At 66.9% G+C, this 19,477-nt stretch carries 15 protein-coding genes; 6 read left to right on the top strand and 9 right to left on the bottom strand.

Annotation, left to right across the window (positions count from 1 at the left end):
• Window positions 1-49 precede the first annotated feature (49 nt).
• Window positions 50-1,585, top strand: a complete 1,536-nt coding sequence (locus GGR25_RS04380) for an amidohydrolase family protein (RefSeq protein WP_183397468.1) — start codon at window positions 50-52, stop codon at window positions 1,583-1,585.
• On the opposite strand, the gene GGR25_RS04375 is transcribed toward GGR25_RS04380, so the two are convergent.
• Window positions 1,525-2,445, bottom strand: coding sequence for a protein-methionine-sulfoxide reductase heme-binding subunit MsrQ (locus GGR25_RS04375; protein ID WP_183397467.1), 921 nt, complete (start codon window positions 2,443-2,445; stop codon window positions 1,525-1,527). The two genes, GGR25_RS04380 and GGR25_RS04375, sit on opposite strands and share 61 nt — an antisense overlap.
• Window positions 2,446-2,644: 199 nt before the next feature.
• Here GGR25_RS04375 and GGR25_RS04370 point away from each other — a divergent pair, with 199 nt between their 5' ends.
• Genes GGR25_RS04370 through GGR25_RS04360 form a run of 3 tightly spaced genes read left to right on the top strand, consistent with a single transcriptional unit; the run spans window position 2,645 to window position 5,847 of the window.
• Window positions 2,645-3,928, top strand: a complete 1,284-nt coding sequence (locus GGR25_RS04370; RefSeq protein ID WP_183397466.1) for an efflux RND transporter periplasmic adaptor subunit — start codon at window positions 2,645-2,647, stop codon at window positions 3,926-3,928.
• A 10-nt stretch (window positions 3,929-3,938) separates the two neighbouring features.
• The gene (locus tag GGR25_RS04365; RefSeq protein ID WP_183397465.1) at window positions 3,939-4,652 is read left to right on the top strand and encodes an ATP-binding cassette domain-containing protein; all 714 of its coding nucleotides are present in this window, start codon (window positions 3,939-3,941) and stop codon (window positions 4,650-4,652) included.
• Entirely contained in the window at window positions 4,642-5,847 is a 1,206-nt protein-coding gene (locus GGR25_RS04360) for an ABC transporter permease (protein WP_183397464.1), read from the top strand. Before GGR25_RS04365 ends, GGR25_RS04360 begins: the two co-directional genes overlap by 11 nt.
• 541 nt (window positions 5,848-6,388) lie before the next feature.
• On the opposite strand, the gene GGR25_RS04355 is transcribed toward GGR25_RS04360, so the two are convergent.
• The 7 genes from GGR25_RS04355 to GGR25_RS04325 all read right to left on the bottom strand — a co-directional run bounded on the left by GGR25_RS04355 (window position 6,389) and on the right by GGR25_RS04325 (window position 13,797).
• Window positions 6,389-6,832, bottom strand: a complete 444-nt coding sequence (locus GGR25_RS04355) for an RES family NAD+ phosphorylase (protein ID WP_183397463.1) — start codon at window positions 6,830-6,832, stop codon at window positions 6,389-6,391.
• Complete coding sequence (gene parS / locus GGR25_RS04350) at window positions 6,832-7,260, bottom strand: type II RES/Xre toxin-antitoxin system antitoxin (protein ID WP_183397462.1); 429 nt, start codon at window positions 7,258-7,260, stop codon at window positions 6,832-6,834. The genes GGR25_RS04355 and parS overlap by 1 nt, the downstream gene beginning before the upstream one ends.
• A gap of 70 nt (window positions 7,261-7,330) precedes the next feature.
• Window positions 7,331-11,035 carry a vitamin B12-dependent ribonucleotide reductase gene (locus GGR25_RS04345; protein ID WP_183397461.1) on the bottom strand — a complete coding sequence of 1,235 codons (3,705 nt, stop codon included), beginning with the start codon at window positions 11,033-11,035 and terminating at the stop codon, window positions 7,331-7,333.
• A 712-nt stretch (window positions 11,036-11,747) separates the two neighbouring features.
• The gene (locus GGR25_RS04340; protein WP_183397460.1) at window positions 11,748-12,275 is read right to left on the bottom strand and encodes a hypothetical protein; all 528 of its coding nucleotides are present in this window, start codon (window positions 12,273-12,275) and stop codon (window positions 11,748-11,750) included.
• 40 nt (window positions 12,276-12,315) lie between these two features.
• Window positions 12,316-12,792, bottom strand: a complete 477-nt coding sequence (locus GGR25_RS04335) for a VOC family protein (RefSeq protein WP_183397459.1) — start codon at window positions 12,790-12,792, stop codon at window positions 12,316-12,318.
• A gap of 36 nt (window positions 12,793-12,828) precedes the next feature.
• Window positions 12,829-13,236, bottom strand: a complete 408-nt coding sequence (locus GGR25_RS04330; RefSeq protein WP_183397458.1) for an NADH:ubiquinone oxidoreductase subunit NDUFA12 — start codon at window positions 13,234-13,236, stop codon at window positions 12,829-12,831.
• A gap of 57 nt (window positions 13,237-13,293) precedes the next feature.
• The gene (locus GGR25_RS04325) at window positions 13,294-13,797 is read right to left on the bottom strand and encodes a MarR family winged helix-turn-helix transcriptional regulator (protein WP_183397673.1); all 504 of its coding nucleotides are present in this window, start codon (window positions 13,795-13,797) and stop codon (window positions 13,294-13,296) included.
• 186 nt (window positions 13,798-13,983) lie between these two features.
• Between GGR25_RS04325 and GGR25_RS04320 the strand changes: the two genes are divergently transcribed.
• Complete coding sequence (locus GGR25_RS04320) at window positions 13,984-14,412, top strand: organic hydroperoxide resistance protein (RefSeq protein ID WP_183397457.1); 429 nt, start codon at window positions 13,984-13,986, stop codon at window positions 14,410-14,412.
• A gap of 63 nt (window positions 14,413-14,475) precedes the next feature.
• Here the strand turns inward: GGR25_RS04320 and GGR25_RS04315 are convergent, their stop codons facing one another.
• Window positions 14,476-17,199 carry an Rne/Rng family ribonuclease gene (locus tag GGR25_RS04315; RefSeq protein WP_183397456.1) on the bottom strand — a complete coding sequence of 908 codons (2,724 nt, stop codon included), beginning with the start codon at window positions 17,197-17,199 and terminating at the stop codon, window positions 14,476-14,478.
• A 690-nt stretch (window positions 17,200-17,889) separates the two neighbouring features.
• On the opposite strand from GGR25_RS04315, the gene GGR25_RS04310 reads away from it, so the two are divergent.
• The gene (locus GGR25_RS04310) at window positions 17,890-19,176 is read left to right on the top strand and encodes an N-acetylmuramoyl-L-alanine amidase (RefSeq protein ID WP_246409187.1); all 1,287 of its coding nucleotides are present in this window, start codon (window positions 17,890-17,892) and stop codon (window positions 19,174-19,176) included.
• The last annotated feature ends 301 nt before the right edge of the window (window positions 19,177-19,477 follow it).

The following is a 19,477-nucleotide window of genomic DNA, read 5'->3' as shown; positions in this document are numbered from 1 at the left end:
CGTGGCGAGACCTGATAGCGTCCCCGCCGGCAACAGGGAGCGGAGCGCGATGGCGCATTTCACGGTTCTACGGGGCGGGCGGGTTCTCGATGCGGCGGGGCGCGATGCGCCGTTCCGCGACATCCTGATCGAGGACGGCACGATCCGCGCAATCGGTGCGCCGGGTCTCGAGGCGCCGGCGGATGCGACGCGCGTCGATGCGAGCCGCCATCTGCTGCATCCCGGTCTCGTCAACGGCCACACCCATGGCTCGGGCGCGCTGCTGCGCGGCTTCCGCGACCGGATGAACCTCGAACTGCTGCTGATCGTCACGCCGGCCCGCTTCGCCAACCAGACGCTGCAGATCAAATATCTCAACACCTATCTCGGCGCGATCGAGATGGCGCTGAAGGGCTGCACGCTCGCCTATGACCTGACCTTCGGCCTGCCCGTCGCCTCGATCGAGGAACTGATCGTGATGGGCCAGGCCTATCGCGATGCCGGCATCCGCGCGGTGATGGCGCCGATGCTCGCCGATACGAGCTTCTACGCGGCGCAGCCGGGGCTGCTCGAGTCGCTGCCGCCGGAGCTGCGCGGTCTCGTCTCGGAGAGCGGCGGCACGGACGCGGCCGAGATCCTCCGCCTGATGGAGGAGGCGCTCCGCACCTGGCCGCATGACCGCGACCACGTGAAGCTCGGCGTCGCGCCGACCATTCCGACGCATTGCTCGGACGAACTGATGCGCGGCTCGGACCGGCTGGTGCGTGAGTATGGCACGGTCATGCAGAGCCATATCGGCGAGGCGAAATACCAGGTCGTCGCCGCCGAGGCGCGCTACGGCAAGTCGATGCTGGCCCATGTCGACGATCTCGGCCTGCTCGGACCGCATTTCTCCGTCGCGCACGGCATCTGGCTAGACGACGACGATCTGAAGCGCCTCGCCGACAAGGGCGCCTCGATCTCGCACAATCCCGGCTCGAACATGCGCCTCGGCTCGGGCATCGCGGATTCGCGCCGTATGCTGGAGCTCGGCGTCAATCTCGCCATCGGCACGGACGGCCCGGCCTCGGCCGACAATCAGAACATGTATGAGGCGATGCGAGCGGCCGCGCAGGTCTCCTATGTCCGCCAGCCCGACCACCGCAAATGGCTGACCGCGCCGGAGATCGTTCGCGCCGCGACGGAAGGCGGCGCCCGGCTCGCCGGCATGGAGCATGTCGGCGTCCTCGCGCCGGGCAAGCGCGCCGACATCGTCTTCCTGTCGCTCGAACATCCGAACTGGACGCCGATCAACGACCCGGCCAACCAGCTCGTCCTGGTCGAGGATGCGACGGCGGTGCGCCATGTCATGGTCGACGGCCGCTTCATCGTCCGCGACGGCCGCCATGTCTCCGCCGATCTGGCGCGGCTCGCCGTCGAGGCGGAGGCGGCGCGCGATCACATGGCGCGCGCCAATGCCGATGCGGCGGCGAAGGTCGCGAAGCTCGAGGATGCGGTCACGGCCTTCTGCCGCGGCCTCTCCTCGAAGCCCTATCGCGTCGAGCGCTATGCCGCATTCCCCTGCCGCTGCGAGGAGACCGGCGGCTTTTCGGCAGAGGCCGTCTGACGCCGGCGCTTGGGCTCGCGGGCCGGCATCAACCGGCGGATCACCGCCACGGCCAGCACGGCGACCAGCACGGCCGCCACGATCCAGGCTGGACGGATGCCGGCATTGAGCGCCCAGTTCGTCGGCAGCACGCGGGCGAGCGGGGCGTGCACCTTCCAGAAATAATACCCGGCCTCGGCGAAGGCGGTGCCGATCACCACGACCGCACCGAGCAGAGCCGTGGCGGCGAGCGAGCCGACGCGCGGCGCGCCGAGCCAAGCGGCCAGCAGGCGCCAGAGGCCGAGCCACACGGCGAGCGCAGCGATCGCGATCGGCTCGGTCACGCCGAGCTTCGATTGCAGGAAGAAATGCACGGTGGCGAGCGCCGCGATCGGGTAGATCAGGACATGCAGCCGCCGCCATTCGAGGCCGCCCATGCGCCGCATCATGCCGTCGGTGGAGGTGATCGCGAGCGGGATCAGCATGATCAGCGCGATGAAGCCGATGGCGAGATAGACCCGCGCCACGATCTCCGAGGCGACCTTGCCGACATCCCACGCCATGTCGCCGGCATAGGCGACGAGGTGGATCACGACATAGGCGAAGACGGCGACGCCGAGCGGCCGGCGCACGAAGACGAGCTCCGGCCATTGCCAGACGTGCCGCAGCGGCGTGACCGCGAGCGTCAGCAGCAGCAGCCGGACGGCCCAGAGGCCGCTCTGATGGTTGATCTCGATCCACACCCGCGGCCCGAGCGTTCCGGCGAAGGCGCGCCAGACGAGCCAGAGCCCGGGCAGGAACACGCCGACGAATACCGCTGCGCGCAGCAGCGAGAAGGCGCCGCGCCGGTCCTGCCAGGGGAGTATCCTCGGTCTGCTCATCCGGTGCGGTCCTTCGCCAATGGTTCGGGGTCGATCTGACCGCAATACGCTGAAACGGTCTTCCCGGTTACACCGCCGACGTTCATGCCTTCGTGATCGGCTGGCAACAAAGCGACACGATGCGCTTACGTTTGATACAAGTCATTGTTTGACCAAGAATTTCTGCAACTGCTAGGAGTGGCTCCATTCGGCAGCAGCTATGAGACCCATGAGCGAACAAGACCAGAAGGCGGCAAACAGGCCCTCCACCGAGGCGCTGAAGGCGATCCTCGGTGCGCCGGCAGGGCGGCGTCCACGCGGCCGGCTGCTGCGCCGCCTCGCCATCGGGCTCGTCGTCCTCGTCGTGGCGGCGCTCGCGGCCTGGTTCTTTTTCGGCCGCGGCGGCACGTCCTATGTCTACACCACCGACAAGGCGACGACCGGCGACCTGACCGTCACCGTCACGGCCACGGGCTCGATCCAGCCGATCGAGCAGGTGGATGTGTCGAGCGAACTCTCCGGCCGGGTGAAATCGGTGTTCGTCGACTACAACAGCCGCGTGAAGACGGGTGATGTCCTCGCCGAGCTCGTGACCGACACGCTCGAAGTGAATGTCGACAGCGCGCGGGCCAAGCTCGCCGCCGCGAATGCCACGGTCGCCAAGCTGCAGGCCGTGATCGCGCAGATGAAGAACGTGCTCGACAGCAAGAAGGTGCTCGTCGACCGCAATGTCTCGTCCTCGCAGGAGCTCATCGACGCGCAGGCCAACTATGATGCCGCCATCGCGGCCGTCGACGCCGCCAAGGCCGAGGTGGATGCCGCGGAGGCCAATCTGCGCCTCGCCGAAACCAATCTCACCAAGGCCAAGATCGTCTCGCCGATCGACGGTGTCGTGCTGACGCGCAGCGTCGATCCGGGCGCGACCGTCGCCGCGTCCCTCTCCGCGCCGGTGCTGTTCGTCCTCGCCGGCGACCTCGCCAAGATGGAACTGCGCGTCGATGTCGACGAGGCCGATGTCGGCCAGGTCAAGATCGGCCAGAAGGCCACCTTCACGGTCGACGCCTTCCCCGACCGCGTCTTCCCCGCGGCGATCAAGGACGTGCGCTTCGTGTCCGAGACGGTGCAGAACGTCGTCACCTACAAGGCGCTGCTCTCCGTCGACAATTCGGAGCTGCTGCTGCGCCCCGGCATGACCGCCACTGCCGACATCGTCGTCAACGAGGTCCAGAACGCGACGCTCATTCCGAACGCGGCCTTGCGCTACGCGCCGCCGACGACGGACGCCTCGGGCGGCGGCTTCCTGTTCTTCCGCGCGCCGCGCTCGGCGCCGATGACCAATGCGGAGCCGACCGGACATGGGCGGACGGTCTGGGTGCTGCGGGACGGCGTGCCCGTCTCCGTCACGATCGAGATCGGCGCCTCGGACGGCAGCCGCACGGCCGTGCGCTCCGGCGACATCAAGCCCGGCGACGCGCTGATCGTCGACGCCACCAAGGCGGGTTGAGGCGGTGGCCGTGAGCGAGGCGCCGCTGATCGAGTTTCGCGACGTCGCCAAGGTCTATGGCGAGGGCGAGGCGCGCGTCGCCGCGCTGGACGGCGTCAGCTTCACCATCGATACCGGCGAATTCGTCGCGATCATGGGACCGTCCGGCTCCGGCAAGTCGACGACCATGAACATCCTCGGCTGCCTCGATACGCCGAGCTCGGGCGAATATCTCTTTGCCGGCATCCCGACCACGACGCTCGAACGGGCGCAGCTCACGCTGCTGCGCCGCCATATGCTCGGCTTCGTCTTTCAGGGCTTCAACCTGCTCGCGCGCACCTCGGCGGTGGAGAATGTCGAGCTGCCGCTGGTCTATCGCGGCATGGAGGCGGCCGAGCGGCGGCAGCGCGCGCTGGCGGCGCTGGCCCGCGTCGGCCTCTCCGGCCGCGCCGATCACACGCCGTCGCAGCTCTCCGGCGGCCAGCAGCAGCGCGTCGCGATCGCCCGCGCCATCGTCACTGATCCGGCTGTGCTGCTCGCCGACGAGCCCACCGGCAATCTCGATACGCGCACCTCTGCCGAGATCATGGAACTCGTCACGGCGCTCAACCGCGAGCAGGGTATCACCGTGATCATGGTCACGCATGAGCCGGATATCGCCGCCCATGCGCGCCGCACCATCCGCTTCGTCGATGGGCGGATCGAATCCGACGAGGAACGCGCGGAGCCGGCCCATGCTCTATGAGGCGTTCAAGCTCGCGCTCAAGGCGATCCGTCGCAACAAGCTGCGTTCCTTCCTCACCGTACTCGGCATCGTCATCGGCGTTGCCGCCGTCATCGCCATGGTCACGGTGGGCAATGGCACGACGGCCAAGGTCACCTCCGAGATCTCGAAGCTCGGCTCGAACCTGCTCTTCGCCCGGCCCGGCCAGTTCGGTCCGGGCCGCGCCAGCACAACGGCCAAATCGTTCAATGCGCGCGACGTCACCGCGATCGAAGATCAGGTGACGGGCCTGCGCGCCGTCGCGCCGCTCACCCAGTCGAGCCAGACCGTGATCTTCGGCGGCGAGAGCCGGACATCCTCGATTACGGGAACCAATGCCGCTTATCTGACGGCGCTCGACTGGGACATTGCGAGCGGGCGCGGCTTCCTCGACAGCGACGAGCGTGGCGGCCGCGCCGTCTGCATCATCGGCCAGACGGTGCGCTCCAAGCTGTTCGGCTCGACCGATCCGCTCGGCCAGTCGATCCGCGTCGGCAAGATCTCCTGCGAGGTGATTGGCACGCTGGCCAGGAAGGGCCAGTCCGGCATGGGCAGCGACCAGGACGACGTCGTGCTGATGCCGCTCCGCACCTTCCAGCGCCGCATCGCCGGGAATACCGATGTCGCGGTCGTCGTCGTCTCGGCCCGCGACGGCGTCTCGACGTCCAAGGTCCAGAGCGATCTGGAGCGGCTGCTGCGTGAGCGGCGCGGCATCATCGCCGGCAAGGAGGATGATTTCACCGTCAACGACATGACGCAGATGCTGGAGACCGTGACGGGAACGACGACGCTGCTCACCGGCCTGCTTGGCGCCGTCGCGGCCGTCAGCCTGCTGGTCGGCGGCATCGGCATCATGAACATCATGCTCGTCTCGGTGACGGAGCGTACGCGCGAGATCGGCATCCGCCTCGCCATCGGCGCGCTGGAAGGGCAGGTGCTGACGCAGTTCCTCGTCGAGGCGACGGTGCTGTCGCTGTTCGGCGGCCTCGCCGGCATCCTGCTCGGCCTCGGCCTCGCCTTTGCGACCGTGACGGCGCTCGGCGTGCCCTTCGTCGTCAGCCCCGCGATCATCATCCTCGCCTTCGCCTTCTCGGCGGCGATCGGCATGATCTTCGGCTATTTCCCAGCCCGCCGCGCCGCCCATCTCGACCCGATCGAGGCACTGCGACACGAATAGGCGAGGGCGGGCGTGTCGGTTCCGGGCGAAAATAATCTATCCCCGCCCCCTCCTAGCGGGCGCATACTTGCCTCATCCCCGTCCACCGAAGAGGGCGAACCGGTCGTTCCGTTTGCGGGTGGGGCTCGGCGGGCCTTGGGGCGAGGGGTCACGTGCCTCGCCCCAAAGGGCGGCTGGAACTCCGATGCGCTGGGTCCGTACACGTGGGCCAGCGGCGGGCGTTGGGCTTCTTCCGTAAGGCGGAGGCTGGCGTGGGACGTGCCGCCGGGTGACCCAGCAACGAAACACCCACGGTCCATCGGTACCGGTCGCAGATCTCGTCGGCGCGGGGCGCCGGCTGCCGTAAACGGGCGGCTCGGGCACCTCATCTATCCAATTCAGCCGGCGCGCCGCCCGCGCGCGGGCACTCGGCCGCCCCGCGCGACCTCTTCGCTCACAACCCTGCGGCCAAGGCCGGCGGGGATGAAGGTGTTGGCCGGCGGCGGCGCCGAAGGCTGCGCGCTTCTTCTGACTGCCGGCGCGGGTTTCCTGAAGCCTCTTATCACTGATGGAACGAAAGCGGCCGCCAGAGGCGATCGTCGAAACGAAACGGACGGCGGCTGACGATGCGAAGGGTCTCCGCGCCCGGATGCCGGGGATTGATGAGCAAGTTGGCGCTTTCTGGAACGATCACGGATGGGACATGCAGCAAAGCGCTTCGCCGCGTCGCCAGCCAATCGTCGCCGAAGGCGGCCGGGTCGTCAGGGATCTTCGGCACCATCTCGGGCGGAGTGTCGCCGGTCTCGATACCGATCAGAAGGTAGTCATCCGGAAGCAGGTCTGGCGTCAGATCGAGGTGAACCCGCACCTCCAGCACGGCGAGCGCCGCGGCTTCGGCCGTATAGATCATCGGGTGACCGGGCGTATTCCAGCGACCGCCGTAGAGCCGCGCGCCTTCGCCCAGCAGATCGGCATGTGCCGCACGGCAGATCCGCCAGACGATCATCAGGCGGCGAGGCCGTGATCGATCCGTGCGAGCAGGTCCCGGACGATGAGGGTGCCCTGGGCGGTGTCGAGCAGCGCGATCGGCGCCTCGCCATCGAGCGCGGTCGTCGGACGGCGCAGCCAGCGGCCGGCCTTCTCCTTCGATCCGAAGATCTCTTCTGCGGTTGCGATGATGCCGGCCGCGCGCATGAGCCGGTCGGACTGGTCCGGCGTCAGCGTACCGATCGTCTTGCGGTGCGAGAGCGTCTTTCGCGGCAACACGACGGCATCGACTTCGGCGAGACTCAACCGCCCGCTGGCGACGACATGCTCGATCGTGCCGATCGGCAATCCGCCGCGAACCGCATCGACCAGATCGCGCCGGCTACGCACGGCATGGCCGACGATCGCCTCGCCGCCGACGATTTCGAGTTCATGATGATAGGACACCGATCTTGCTCCCGGCGATATGCACCCAAGATAGGGGCATATCGCCGGGGCGACAAGATTGGTTCTCGACCTACGAGCACCCGCTCGTATTGCCGCAGGTATCGCACTTCAGGCAGGTGCCGTTGCGCACCATGGTGAAGTTGCCGCATTCGGTGCAGCTTTCGCCCTCATAGCCCTTCATGCGGGCGATCGCGGCTTTTTCGGCCTTGGTCGCCTTGGGGGCGGCGGACGGGGCGGGGGCTGCTTCCGCCGGCTCGGCATAGCCGGTGGCAAGCTCCGCCTCGGGCTCGACGGCGAGGTCGCGCTTGAAGGCGGTCGCCGTGTTGCCCGCCGTGCCGGCGCGCAGCGGCATCACCTTGCCGAGCGTGGCCGGGCCGCCGGCAGAGCCCTTGGGCTCGGCAGCGCGCTCGACGAGCTTGAAGCGCTCGGTCTTGCCGCGGACGAGGCCGTGCGAAATCTCGGCCGGCTTCTCCGGCGCATCGCCGCCGACCGTGGTCGTGTCGATGTCGTCGGGGTTCACATGGGCGAGGTCGTAGCGGTCGAGATAGGAGACGGCGAGCTCGCGGAAGATATAGTCGAGGATCGACGTCGCATTCTTGATCGCGTCATTGCCCGTCACCATGCCAGCCGGCTCGAAGCGCGTGAAGGTGAAGGCGTTCACGAACACGTCGAGCGGCACGCCATATTGCAGGCCGACCGAGACCGCGATCGAGAAGCTGTCCATCAGCGCGCGGAAGGCGGAGCCTTCCTTGTGCATGTCGATGAAGATCTCGCCGAGGCGGCCGTCATTATATTCGCCGGTGCGCAGATACACCTTGTGGCCGCCGACCATCGCCTTCTGGGTGTAGCCCTTGCGGCGATCCGGCATCTTCTCGCGCTTGCGCACCTCGACGATGCGCTCGACGATCCGCTCCGCGATCTGCTCGGCGCGGGCGGCGGCGGGCTTGGCGACCAGCGCCTCGGCGGCGTCCTCCGCATCGTCCTCGTCATCGGCGAGGAGCTGCGAATTCAGCGGCTGCGACAGCTTCGAACCGTCGCGATAGAGCGCATTGGCCTTGAGGCCGAGCTTCCACGACAGCATGTAGGCGCTCTTCGCCTCTTCCACCGTCGCATCGTTCGGCATGTTGATGGTCTTGGAGATCGCGCCCGAAATGAAGGGCTGCGCCGCCGCCATCATGCGGATGTGGCTCTCGACCGAGAGATAGCGCTTGCCGAGCTTGCCGCAGGGATTGGCGCAGTCGAACACGGCATAGTGCTCGGTCTTGAGGAAGGGCGCGCCCTCGAGCGTCATCGCGCCGCAGACATGGATGTTCGCGGCCTCGATCTCCTTCTTGGAGAATCCGAGCGCAGGCAGGATCTCGAAGGTCGGGTCGTTCAACTCCGCATCGGAGAAGCCGAGCACATCCTTGCAGAAGGCCTCGCCGAGGTTCCACTTGTTGAAGACGAACTTGATGTCGAAGGCGGCGACGAGCGAACCCTCGACCTTCTCCAGCACCTCGTCGGTGAAGCCCTTGGCCTTCAGCGCGCTCGTATTGACGCCGGGCGCCTGCTTCAGCGAGCCGTGACCGACCGCATAGGCCTCGATCTCGGCGATCTGGTGCTCGGCATAGCCGAGCTGCCGCAGCGCCTCGGGAACCGCGCGGTTGATGATCTTGAAATAGCCGCCGCCGGCCAGCTTCTTGAACTTCACCAGCGCGAAGTCGGGCTCGATGCCGGTGGTGTCGCAATCCATGACGAGGCCGATCGTGCCGGTCGGCGCGATCACCGTCGCCTGCGCATTGCGGTAGCCATGCGCCTCGCCGAGCTCCAGCGCGCGATCCCAGGTCGCCTTGGCGCGCTCCGAAAGGCGCTTGTCCTTGAGCGAGTCATGGTCGAGCGGCACCGGGAAGACGGTCAGGCCCTCATAGCCGGCGACTTCGGCATAGGCGGCGCGACGATGGTTGCGGATGACCTTGAGCATCGGCTCGCGGTTCTTCGCATAGCCCGGGAAGGCGCCGAGCTCCTTGGCCATCTCGGCCGAGGTGGCATAGGCAACGCCGGTCATGATCGCGGTCAGCGCGCCGCAAATGGCGCGGCCTTCCGCCGAGTCATAGGGAATGCCGGAGGTCATCAGCAGGCCGCCGATATTGGCGTAGCCGAGGCCGAGCGTGCGGAATTCGTAGGAGAGTTCCGCGATCTCCTTCGACGGGAACTGCGCCATCAGCACGGAGATCTCGAGCACGACCGTCCACAGCCGGCAGGCATGCTCATAGGCCTCGACGTCGAAGACGCCGTCCGCAGCGCGAAACTGCAGCAGGTTCAGCGACGCCAGGTTGCAGGCGGTATCGTCGAGGAACATATATTCCGAGCACGGATTGGAGGCGTTGATGCGCCCCGAAGCCGGGCTGGTGTGCCACTCATTCATGGTGGTGTTGAAATGCAGGCCCGGATCGGCGGAAGCCCAGGCGGCATAGCCGATCTGCTCCCAGAGATCGCGCGCCTTCAGCGTCTTGGCGACCTTGCCGTCGGTGCGGCGGATCAGCTTCCAGTCGCCATCGGTCTCGACCGCGCGGAGGAACTCGTTCGAGATCGAGACGGAATTGTTCGAGTTCTGGCCCGAGACGGTCAGATAGGCCTCGCTATCCCAATCGGTGTCGTAGATCGGGAAGTCGATGTCGGTGTAGCCCTGCTTCGCGAACTGGATGACGCGCAGGACATAGTTCTGCGGCACCATCGCCTTCTTCGCGGCGCGGATCTCGCGCTTCAGGGCCGGGTTCTTGGCCGGGTCGAAGCAATCATCGCCCGAGCCCTCGCAATTGACGCAGGCCTTGAGGATGGCCTTGAGGTGCTGCGCATTGATCTTGGAGCCGGTGACGAGCGCGGCGACCTTCTGCTCCTCGCGCACCTTCCAATTGATGTAGTTCTCGATATCCGGATGGTCGGCATCGACCACCACCATCTTGGCGGCGCGGCGGGTCGTGCCGCCCGACTTGATCGCGCCCGCGGCGCGGTCGCCGATCTTCAGGAAGCTCATCAGGCCGGACGACTTGCCGCCGCCGGAGAGCCGCTCGCCCTCGCCACGCAGGCGCGAGAAATTGGAGCCGGTGCCGGAGCCATACTTGAACAGGCGCGCCTCGCGCACCCAAAGGTCCATGATGCCGCCCTCATTGACGAGGTCGTCCTGCACGGACTGGATGAAGCAGGCATGCGGCTGCGGATGCTCGTAGGCGGTCTTCGACTTCGTCAGCTTGCCGGTCTTGAAGTCGACATAGAAATGGCCCTGGCTCGGCCCGTCGATGCCATAGGCCCAATGCAGGCCGGTGTTGAACCACTGCGGCGAATTCGGCGCGACCTTCTGGGTCGCGAGCATGAAGCGCAGCTCGTCATAGAAGGCGGCGGCATCGGCCTCGCCGTCGAAATAGCCGCCCTTCCAGCCCCAATAGGTCCAGGTGCCGGCGAGACGGTCGAAGACCTGGCGGGAATCGACCTCGCCGACGCTGCGCTCGTTCTCCGGCAGCGCCGCCAGCGCCTTCTCGTCGGCGACCGAGCGCCACAGGAAGGAGGGGACGTCGTTTTCCTCGACGCGCTTCAGCCGCGCGGGGACGCCGGCCTTGCGGAAATATTTCTGGGCGATGATGTCGCTCGCCACCTGGCTCCAGCTCGACGGCACCGCGATGCCTTCGAGGCGAAACACGATCGAGCCGTCCGGATTGCGGATCTCGCTCTTGGTGGTCCGAAACTCGATACCCGCATACGCCGACTGGCCTTCGGTGGTGTAGCGACGTTCGATCCGCATCCTGGTCAAAGCCTCTTTGTCTCGCATGGCGGGAAATGCCCGCCATGGGCCGACCTCACAGCATAGGCCGGCACCAGTTCATGTCCAACGCTGCCCGCCGATGTGGCCCCGGAGAACCATCATCTTGTAGGCGACCTTACGCAGGAACTCTAAATATAGTGTTTCCAGACGCATTCAGCCAGCGCGGGAGGTCGGGTTCCACGACGAAAAAAGATCGTCGCGGCGACCATGTCCGTTCGCCGACGTTACGCAGAAACTCGTGGTTGGGTTGGAAAATCCGGGGCGCGAGGCGCCGGTGCGCATTCCGTTCTTAACGGGTCAGAAGCTATGCCGAGTCCGACGAGAGCGTCAAGGAATGGTAGGCGACAAACTTTCGGCGGCTACATCTGGACAGCCGCATGGAATTATGGGCGGCGGCACGATGGCCGCGCGAGACCGGCGGGATTTCGCGCATTCCGGCCTCGGCGCCTCCCTGCGACAGGGGGATGACGGTCATGGGACTGTCATGATCTGTCCTCGGTTTCCACAGGACCGGGATAACTTGCCGGAGATGGCCGGGTCGTCGGAGCGGGCGCGTAGGTGGAGGCGCGACGGCTCGGCGCCGTGCCCGACAGGCCTGCCTGATCAGCGCATTAGCAGCGCAGGCTCATGGGATCTGTCATCAGGCGGCGCCAAAGCCATCTCGACGCCGCCGCGGACGGGCGGGGCCGAATCACCGCCGGGGCGAGACGCCGCAGACGAAGTCGAGACCCCAGCGGTCGGCGAGCTGCCGCGCCTCGGCATGGGCGTTCGGCCGGGCGCCGTCGACCATGCCCATCACGCAGGAGCGGCCCGAGGGCTCGATGCGATAGACGACGAGGCTGCTATAGTCGAGCCGCCCCACGGCCGGGCCATAGGCGTAGCGCACGATGGCGGCGATGGTGGCGACGTCGCCGGCGCGCTTGCGCAGGCGCCATTCGACCGTGTCGCCCGCCTCGTAGAAGCTGCCGAGCCCGAGCGCATCCGCGGCGCCATCGGCGTTGAACGTCACTTCCGAGCTGTCGGGTTCCGCGGTCCAGATGACGGCGATCGTGGCGTGGCCCGGGCAGCGGCGCATATCGACCACGCCGGGCTCGGGGGAGGCGACCGTCTCGCAGCGCTCATAGTCGAAGCGCGAATAGGCGCTGTCGAAGGTGCGCCCCATCGCCGGCCGGATCAAGGCGAAGAGCATGACGCATAGGAGGATGAGCGCGCGGGACAAGGGCGGTCTCCGGCGGCCGGTAGGGCCGCGACGCGCCGTGCTAGCCGCGCTGCGGCTCGGGCGATATGACCGCCGTCACAGGAGAGAGGGGTCGCTCGCCGATCCGCTCGGCCACCATGATCAGATAGCCGTCCGGGTCGAGAACGAAGACCTCGCGCTGGCCGCTCTCGCGGTCGCCGGTCCGCCGCCAGACCTCGCGCGGCCCATGATGGAGCGGAACGCCCGCGGCGGCGATTCGGGCCTCTACGGCCGCGACGTCGGCGACATAGAGCTGGAACATGACGCCGCGCCCGAATGGCCGCTCGAGCGGTCCGGTCTCCCAGACATTAGCGCGCTGATGCAGCATCACCTGGGCGCCTTCGGGCCGCTCCAGATAGGCGAAGAACTGATCGGGACGGGAATAAGCGACGGCGAAACCGAGGACGTCACGCCAGAAGGGAAGGCTCGCGGCGAAATCCTCCACCAGCAGCTCGGGCACCATCGGTGCCCAGCCCGTGCGTGGGGGTGTTTCGGTCATCGATGCGCGAGCCAAGGCGTGGCGCGAGGCACGCGGCTAGGACGGCGTCCAGGCGTCGTAATCGCCGCTGACGCGCGGACGCTCATCGGCGCCGACGATCGAGCCGGGCGGGCGATAGGCGAGGGGCGTCCCGGTCGGATTCGGCCGATGCGGCTTCTGCCACTCGCGCGGCTTGTAGTCCTGCTGGGTCGGCGGCGTGTCGGTGCGGTGGTGCATCCAGCCGTGCCAGCCGGTCGGAATCTTCGAGGCGTCGGCATAGCCGTTATAGATCACCCAGCGCCGCTCCGCGGAGCCGCCGGCCGTGTGATGCTTGTCGGGCGTGCGATAATAGGTGTTGCCGAACTCGTCGGTGCCGACCTTCTCGCCCTTGCGCCACGTATAGAAACGCGTGCCCATGGTCTGCCCGTTCCACCAGGTGAAGAGTTCGGTCAGAAACCAGCCCATCGGCGTCAGCCTCCGTTAGCGATCGTTCGAGCCTTATGCCGCCGCGCGGCGGGCAAGTCAAAGCCCTGCGGCGGGAATCGGTGGACGCGGCGGGGCATTGCGCGCTTCCGTCGCGCTGCGCGTCAGCGCGTCGCGGAGCGCCGTCACCTGTCCGCGGAGGCTCGCCATGTCGTCCAGCCCCTGCGGAATGTGCTCGGCGAGGGTGAGCGTCGCCCGGCAGGCCTCGCCGCGAATCGCACGGCCCCGTTCGGTCAGCCGCACGCGCACCTGCCGCTCGTCGTTCGCGTCGCGGCGGCGCTCGACAAAGCCGGCCGCCTCGAGGCGCTTCAAAAGAGGGGTCAGCGTGTTCGACTCGAGAAACAGCCGCTCGCCGATCTCACCGACGGTCAAATCGTCGGCAGCACCGAGGGTCACGAGGACCAGATATTGCGCATAGGTGATCTGCAGCTGGTCGAGCATCGGACGATAGGCCCGGCTGAACGCATTGCTCGCGGAATAGAGCGCGAAGCAGAGCAGATCCTCGAGCCCAATCTCCTCGGTCTTCAGTCCATCTCGCGTCATGCCGGCCTCCATCGATCGACCGTCGAAAATAGATCGCGCGCGATTGAATCGGAAGCGCACGAAATGCATGGCTGCCCTTCCAAATATGCAATCGTGCACGATTAAATCGTGTGCGATTGATTGATCGCCGCCACCGAGGCGGTTCATTCCGGCGAACCTCGCCGCCAACGACATCTGGAGCACAGCATGACGCCGCTTTACACCACTTCGGCCACGGCGACCGGCGGCGGCCGCGACGGCCACAGCGCCACGGCCGATGGCCGTCTTTCTCTCGATCTGAGCGTTCCGCGCGAACTCGGCGGTGCCGGTGGGCCGGGCACCAATCCCGAGCAGTTGTTCGCGACCGGCTATGCCGCCTGCTTCCTCGGCGCGCTGCGCTTCGTGGCCGGCAAGGAAAAGCAGAAGCTTCCGGATCAGACGGCGGTCACCGCTTCGGTCGGCATCGGTCCGCGCGACGACGGCACGGGCTTCGGTCTCGACGTCGCGCTTACGGTCGCCGTTCCCGGCTTCGACAAGGCGCTCGCGGAAGACCTCGTCGCCAAGGCCCATATCGTCTGCCCCTATTCCGAGGCGACGCGCAGCAATCTGGCCGTCCGGCTCAGCGTCACAGTCTGACCCAAACGAAAAGGCCCGCGCGAACCGCGCGGGCCTCTCGATCTTCAAAGTCGTGCGGGCGAACTAGCCCTGCGAGCGGCGCTGCCACCAGCCACCGCGCTTCGGACGATTGTCCTCGACGGGCTGCGGCGCGGGCGTGGGCTCGGGCTCGTTCTGAAGCTCGATCTGAACCTCAACCTCGACCTCAGCCTCGGGGACGACCGCCTCTTCGGCGCTCGCCTCGATCGCATCCTCGGTGACGACATGGAGGTCGGACGGCCCATCGGTGGGCTCGTCATCCTCGTCGTCGCCGACCTCCGGCATGTCGAGTTCCGGCTGGTCATCGATCGAGTCGAACAGCGGCACTTCCATCTCGCCGACATCGGCGACCGGAACGTCGTCCTCGATCAGCCGCTCGCCGGCGTCTTCGGGATCGATCTCGCGGATCCCGGTCGGCTCGACCTCGACATAGCGATCCGACAGGACCTCGCCGGTCTCGTCCAGTTCGAGCGAGGGCTGGTCGCCGCCTTCCAGGCCGTTCTCGTCGGCGCCATTGCGGCGACCGCGACGGCCGCCGCGACGGCCGCGCCGGCGACGGCGCTTGGCTTCGGCGCTCTCGGCCGATTCGGCGCCCTCGGCGGCTTCGCCCTCGGCCGCTTCCGCGACGTCGCCTTCGTCCTCGCCGTCTTCGTCCTCGCCGCCATCCTCGCCATCGGCAGCTTCCGACGTCGCCTGGCTATCGCCCTCGGCCGATGCAGCCGGGCCGTCGCCACGACGCCGCCGACGACGGCGACGCTTGCGGCGTCCGCCGCCTTCGCCACCGCGTTCCGACGCGGCTTCCTCGGGCTCGGCCTCGGCCTCGGCGGTTTCGATTTCCTCCTCCTCGACGACGACCTCGTCGACCGGCTCGATCGAGTCCGGCTGGACGATGGTCGGCGCGGGAACCGGAAGCTCGCGCGGCGTCACGGGCTCGCCGCGTTCCAGCGTGTAGTGCGCGGCCGACGTCACGCTCTCGTCGGCGAGAACGGTGATCGAAATGCCGAAGCGCTCTTCAATCTCGGCCAGATGGCCGCGCTTCTGGTTGAGGATGTAGAGGGCGACGGCGACCCGCGTGCGGATGATGAGGTTGTGCGTCGCGCCCTTGAGCAGACCGTCCTCGATCGAGCGCAGCACATGCAGCGCGACCGAAGCCGGCGCGCGGACATGTCCGGTGCCGTGGCAGTGCGGGCAGACCTCCATCGAGCTCTCGACGACGCCCGTCCGGATACGCTGGCGCGACATTTCGAGCAGGCCGAAATGCGAGATGCGGCCGACCTGGATGCGCGCGCGATCGTTCTTGAGCGCGGTCTTCAGCTTGTTCTCGACGGCGCGGTTGTTCCGCTTCTCCTCCATGTCGATGAAATCGATCACGATGAGGCCTGCGAGATCGCGCAGGCGCAGCTGGCGCGCCACTTCCTCGGCCGCTTCCAGATTGGTCTGGTAGGCCGTGTCCTCGATATTGTGCTCGCGCGTGGAACGGCCGGAGTTCACGTCGATCGCAACCAGCGCTTCCGTCTGGTTGATGACGAGATAGCCGCCGGACTTCAGCGTCACCTGCGGCGAGAACATCGCGTCGAGCTGCGCTTCCACGGCGTAGCGCGCGAAGATCGGCTGCGTCTCGCGGTAGGGCTGGACGTTCTTGGCATGGCTCGGCATGAGCATGCGCATGAAGTCCTTCGCCTCGCGGTAGCCGTCGTCGCCGGCGACGAGGATTTCGTCGATGTCCTTGTTGTAGAGGTCGCGGATCGACCGCTTGATCAGGCTGCCTTCCTCATAAACGAGGGTGGGCGCCGCAGAGCGCAGCGTCAGCTCGCGCACATTCTCCCAAAGGCGCAGCAGATATTCGAAGTCGCGCTTCACCTCGGGCTTGGTGCGCGAGGCGCCCGCGGTGCGCAGGATGACGCCCATGCCTTCCGGCACGTCCAGCTCGGAGGCGACTTCCTTGAGGCGCTTGCGATCCGCCGTATTGGTGATCTTGCGCGAAATGCCTCCGCCACGGGCCGTGTTCGGCATCAGCACCGAATAGCGGCCGGCGAGCGAAAGATAGGTCGTCAGAGCCGCGCCCTTGTTGCCGCGCTCCTCCTTGACCACCTGCACCAGCAGCACCTGCCGGCGCTTGATCACTTCCTGGATCTTGTACTGCCGGGCGCGCACGCGCTGGCGCTCCGGCACTTCCTCGAGCGCATCCTCGGCGCCGACGGATTCGACGCTGTCCTCGGGATGCTCCTCCTCGCCGCCGATCTCCTCGACATGGCTGTCGGAGGGCGGCGCGTCGAGGTCGCCATTGTCTTCGGACGCCGCGGCAGCGGCCTCGGTCTCTTCCGAAGCGGTCTCGGCGGCGCCTTCGGCCGGCTGCTCATCCGATGCCGCGGGGGCTTCGGCGGGGGCTTCGGAAACCTGCTCCGCCTCGCTGGCGGCGCTCGCATGGCGCGACTGGCGCTTGGCGGCCTGGCGCGACGCGCGCTCCTCGGCCTCGCGCTCCTCCGCTTCCTCGGCCTCGATCAGGGCCTGACGGTCGGCGACGGGGATCTGATAATAGTCGGGATGGATTTCCGAGAAGGCGAGGAAGCCGTGGCGGTTGCCGCCATATTCGACGAAGGCCGCCTGCAGCGACGGCTCGACGCGCGTGACCTTGGCTAGATAGATATTGCCGCGCAGCTGCTTGCGGCTCGCAGACTCGAAGTCGAACTCCTCGACCCGGTTGCCGCGCACCACAACGACCCGAGTCTCCTCGGGGTGGGTGGCGTCGATGAGCATCTTGTTGGCCATAGTGCAGATTCTCCGGAGCCTCCGCTCGGACGCGTGCGGCCGGCGGAAGGCGCCGACGCCGCGGTGGTCGCGGGGAGACTGTCATGGGGGATGTGGGGAAATGCTGGAAGCACGCCCAAGGCCACCGAACCCGTCGACAAAGCGACGCCGGAATCACCCGGCATCATGCTTGTGAAGGGAAAGAACTCCGGCAGGACCATGTTGACGCGCTTGAAACCCGTTCGTTGCGGCGGCGCGGGGACAGAGCCACCAGTGCACGCGACGATGGATCGCCGCGCGAACCGCAGACAAGCCTCACCGTTGCGCGCGAAAACGAATGCGCCATGCGCGGCGAGGATGCCTGTCCATCCCCTGACCGAGCACCAGATTGAGCGCAAGACAACGATCCGGAACCTGCGACCTAGCCTCCGGTCCGGTTCCTTTCTTCGCCTCACCGCATCGCACCGGCAGCGCCCGAATGAAAGGCAAGCCGGCTGGAGGATGAATTCCAGGATTCCTTTTAGGCAAGGCGACGATTCTTGGCAAGGTTTTCGAGATGGGCGTATCAGGTCTACGGAAGGCGGGATGGGCGTGAAGACGGGGTTAACCATTCGCTCCTAATCGTCTAAACAGCCAAGGTCCGCCGGGACGCGTCTCTAGCGAACGGGTCGAATGCAGGAGCCAAGCATCAAACGCACGACCGGATCCCTGTTGCAGCGGATCGGATCGACGGTGGTTGTGGCCGTTCTGGTCGCGCTTTCCCTTGCCGTCCCGCATGCCGCGTCGGCTGCAGAGACGGCGGAGGCGGCGTCTGCGGCCGAGCCGTCCGCCGCCAATGCGCCCGCTGATGTCGTGGCGCGGGAGGCGCGGATCGTCGGCGACTCCCAGCGCACGCGTTTCGTCATGGACATGAGCGCGGCGGTCGATGTCTCGGTGTTCGTGCTCGATGAGCCCGACCGCGTCGTCATCGATCTGCCGCGGGTGACCTTCGCCCTGCCGGAAGGAGCCGGCGCGAAGGGCAAGGGGCTCGCCTCCGCCTTTCGCTACGGCATGATCTCGGCCGGCAAGTCGCGCATCGTTCTCGACGTCAGCGCACCGGTCAGTGTCGACAAGTCCTTCGTGCTTCCGGCCGCCGGCGACCAGCCTGCCAAGCTGGTGGTCGACATGGTGCCGACGACGCGCGAGAAATTCGCGGAGGCCGTGCGCACCTATCGCGCCAATGAGAAGGCCGTTGTCGGTGCTGCCGTCACGCCGCCCGCCGCGCCTCAAGCGGATGGCCGCCTGCGGATCGTCATCGATCCGGGCCATGGCGGCATCGATTCCGGCGCGATCGCCAAGTCGGGGACGATGGAGAAGGACATCGTGCTCGCCTTCGCGCAGCTGCTGCGCGACAAGCTCGCCGCGAGCGGGCGCTACGATGTCTCGATGACCCGCGACGACGACACCTTCATCTCGCTCGGCGGCCGCGTCGCATTCGCCCGCGCCCGTCATGCCGATCTGTTCGTCTCGATCCACGCCGATTCCTTCTTCGGCGCCGACGTCCGGGGGGCCACGGTCTATACGCTGTCCGAGAAGGCATCGGACCAGATGGCGGCGCGGATCGCCGAATCGGAGAACAAGTCCGACATCCTGGCCGGCGTCGCCATCACCGAGGATACCGACGAGGTGTCGGACATCCTGATCGACCTGGCGCGTCGCGAGACGAAAAATTTCGCCGTCGTCTTCGCGCGCAACATGATCAAGGAATTGAAGCCCAAGGTGCGGCTGTTCAAGCGGGCGCATCAGGAGGCGGGCTTCATGGTGCTCAAGGCGCCGGACGTTCCTTCGGCCCTCGTCGAACTCGGCTATCTCTCCAATCCGGATGACGAAAAGCTGCTGAAATCCGAGGAATGGCGCCAGACGACCGCGGATGCGATGAAGGGCGCCATCGACGACTACTTCCGTATGAAGCTCGCGCAGACCACCGGCTCGGTCGCGCCGGCCACGGCATCGCCGTGATTGCGCCGTTGCCCATGCGCAACGCGACGCGCCTTCGGGGATATCGGGGGCAGGGCGCCCCACAATCTCCACAAATCGACTGGAAGAGAGAACCCATCGGGGTTATCGAAGCCGGACCGGATGGTCCGGAACCCGGAGGTGCAGGGCCATCGCGGCCCGGTGTCGGCGATTTTGGGCGTGTTTGTCGCGCCGCGCGTTTCGCCGCGCTATGCTGCGTTGTCGAGCGGCTTGCCTTTCGGGTCCAGCTTAACTTGTGACCGGGGTCCGTCCCGTCGGCCGACCGGTATGCCGAAGATGGCGG

It is taken from the genome of Kaistia hirudinis (genome assembly GCF_014196455.1).
Classification (GTDB): domain Bacteria; phylum Pseudomonadota; class Alphaproteobacteria; order Rhizobiales; family Kaistiaceae; genus Kaistia; species Kaistia hirudinis.
Note: the sequence above shows the minus strand (reverse complement) of the source record. Positions and strands in the feature narration are given on the sequence as shown.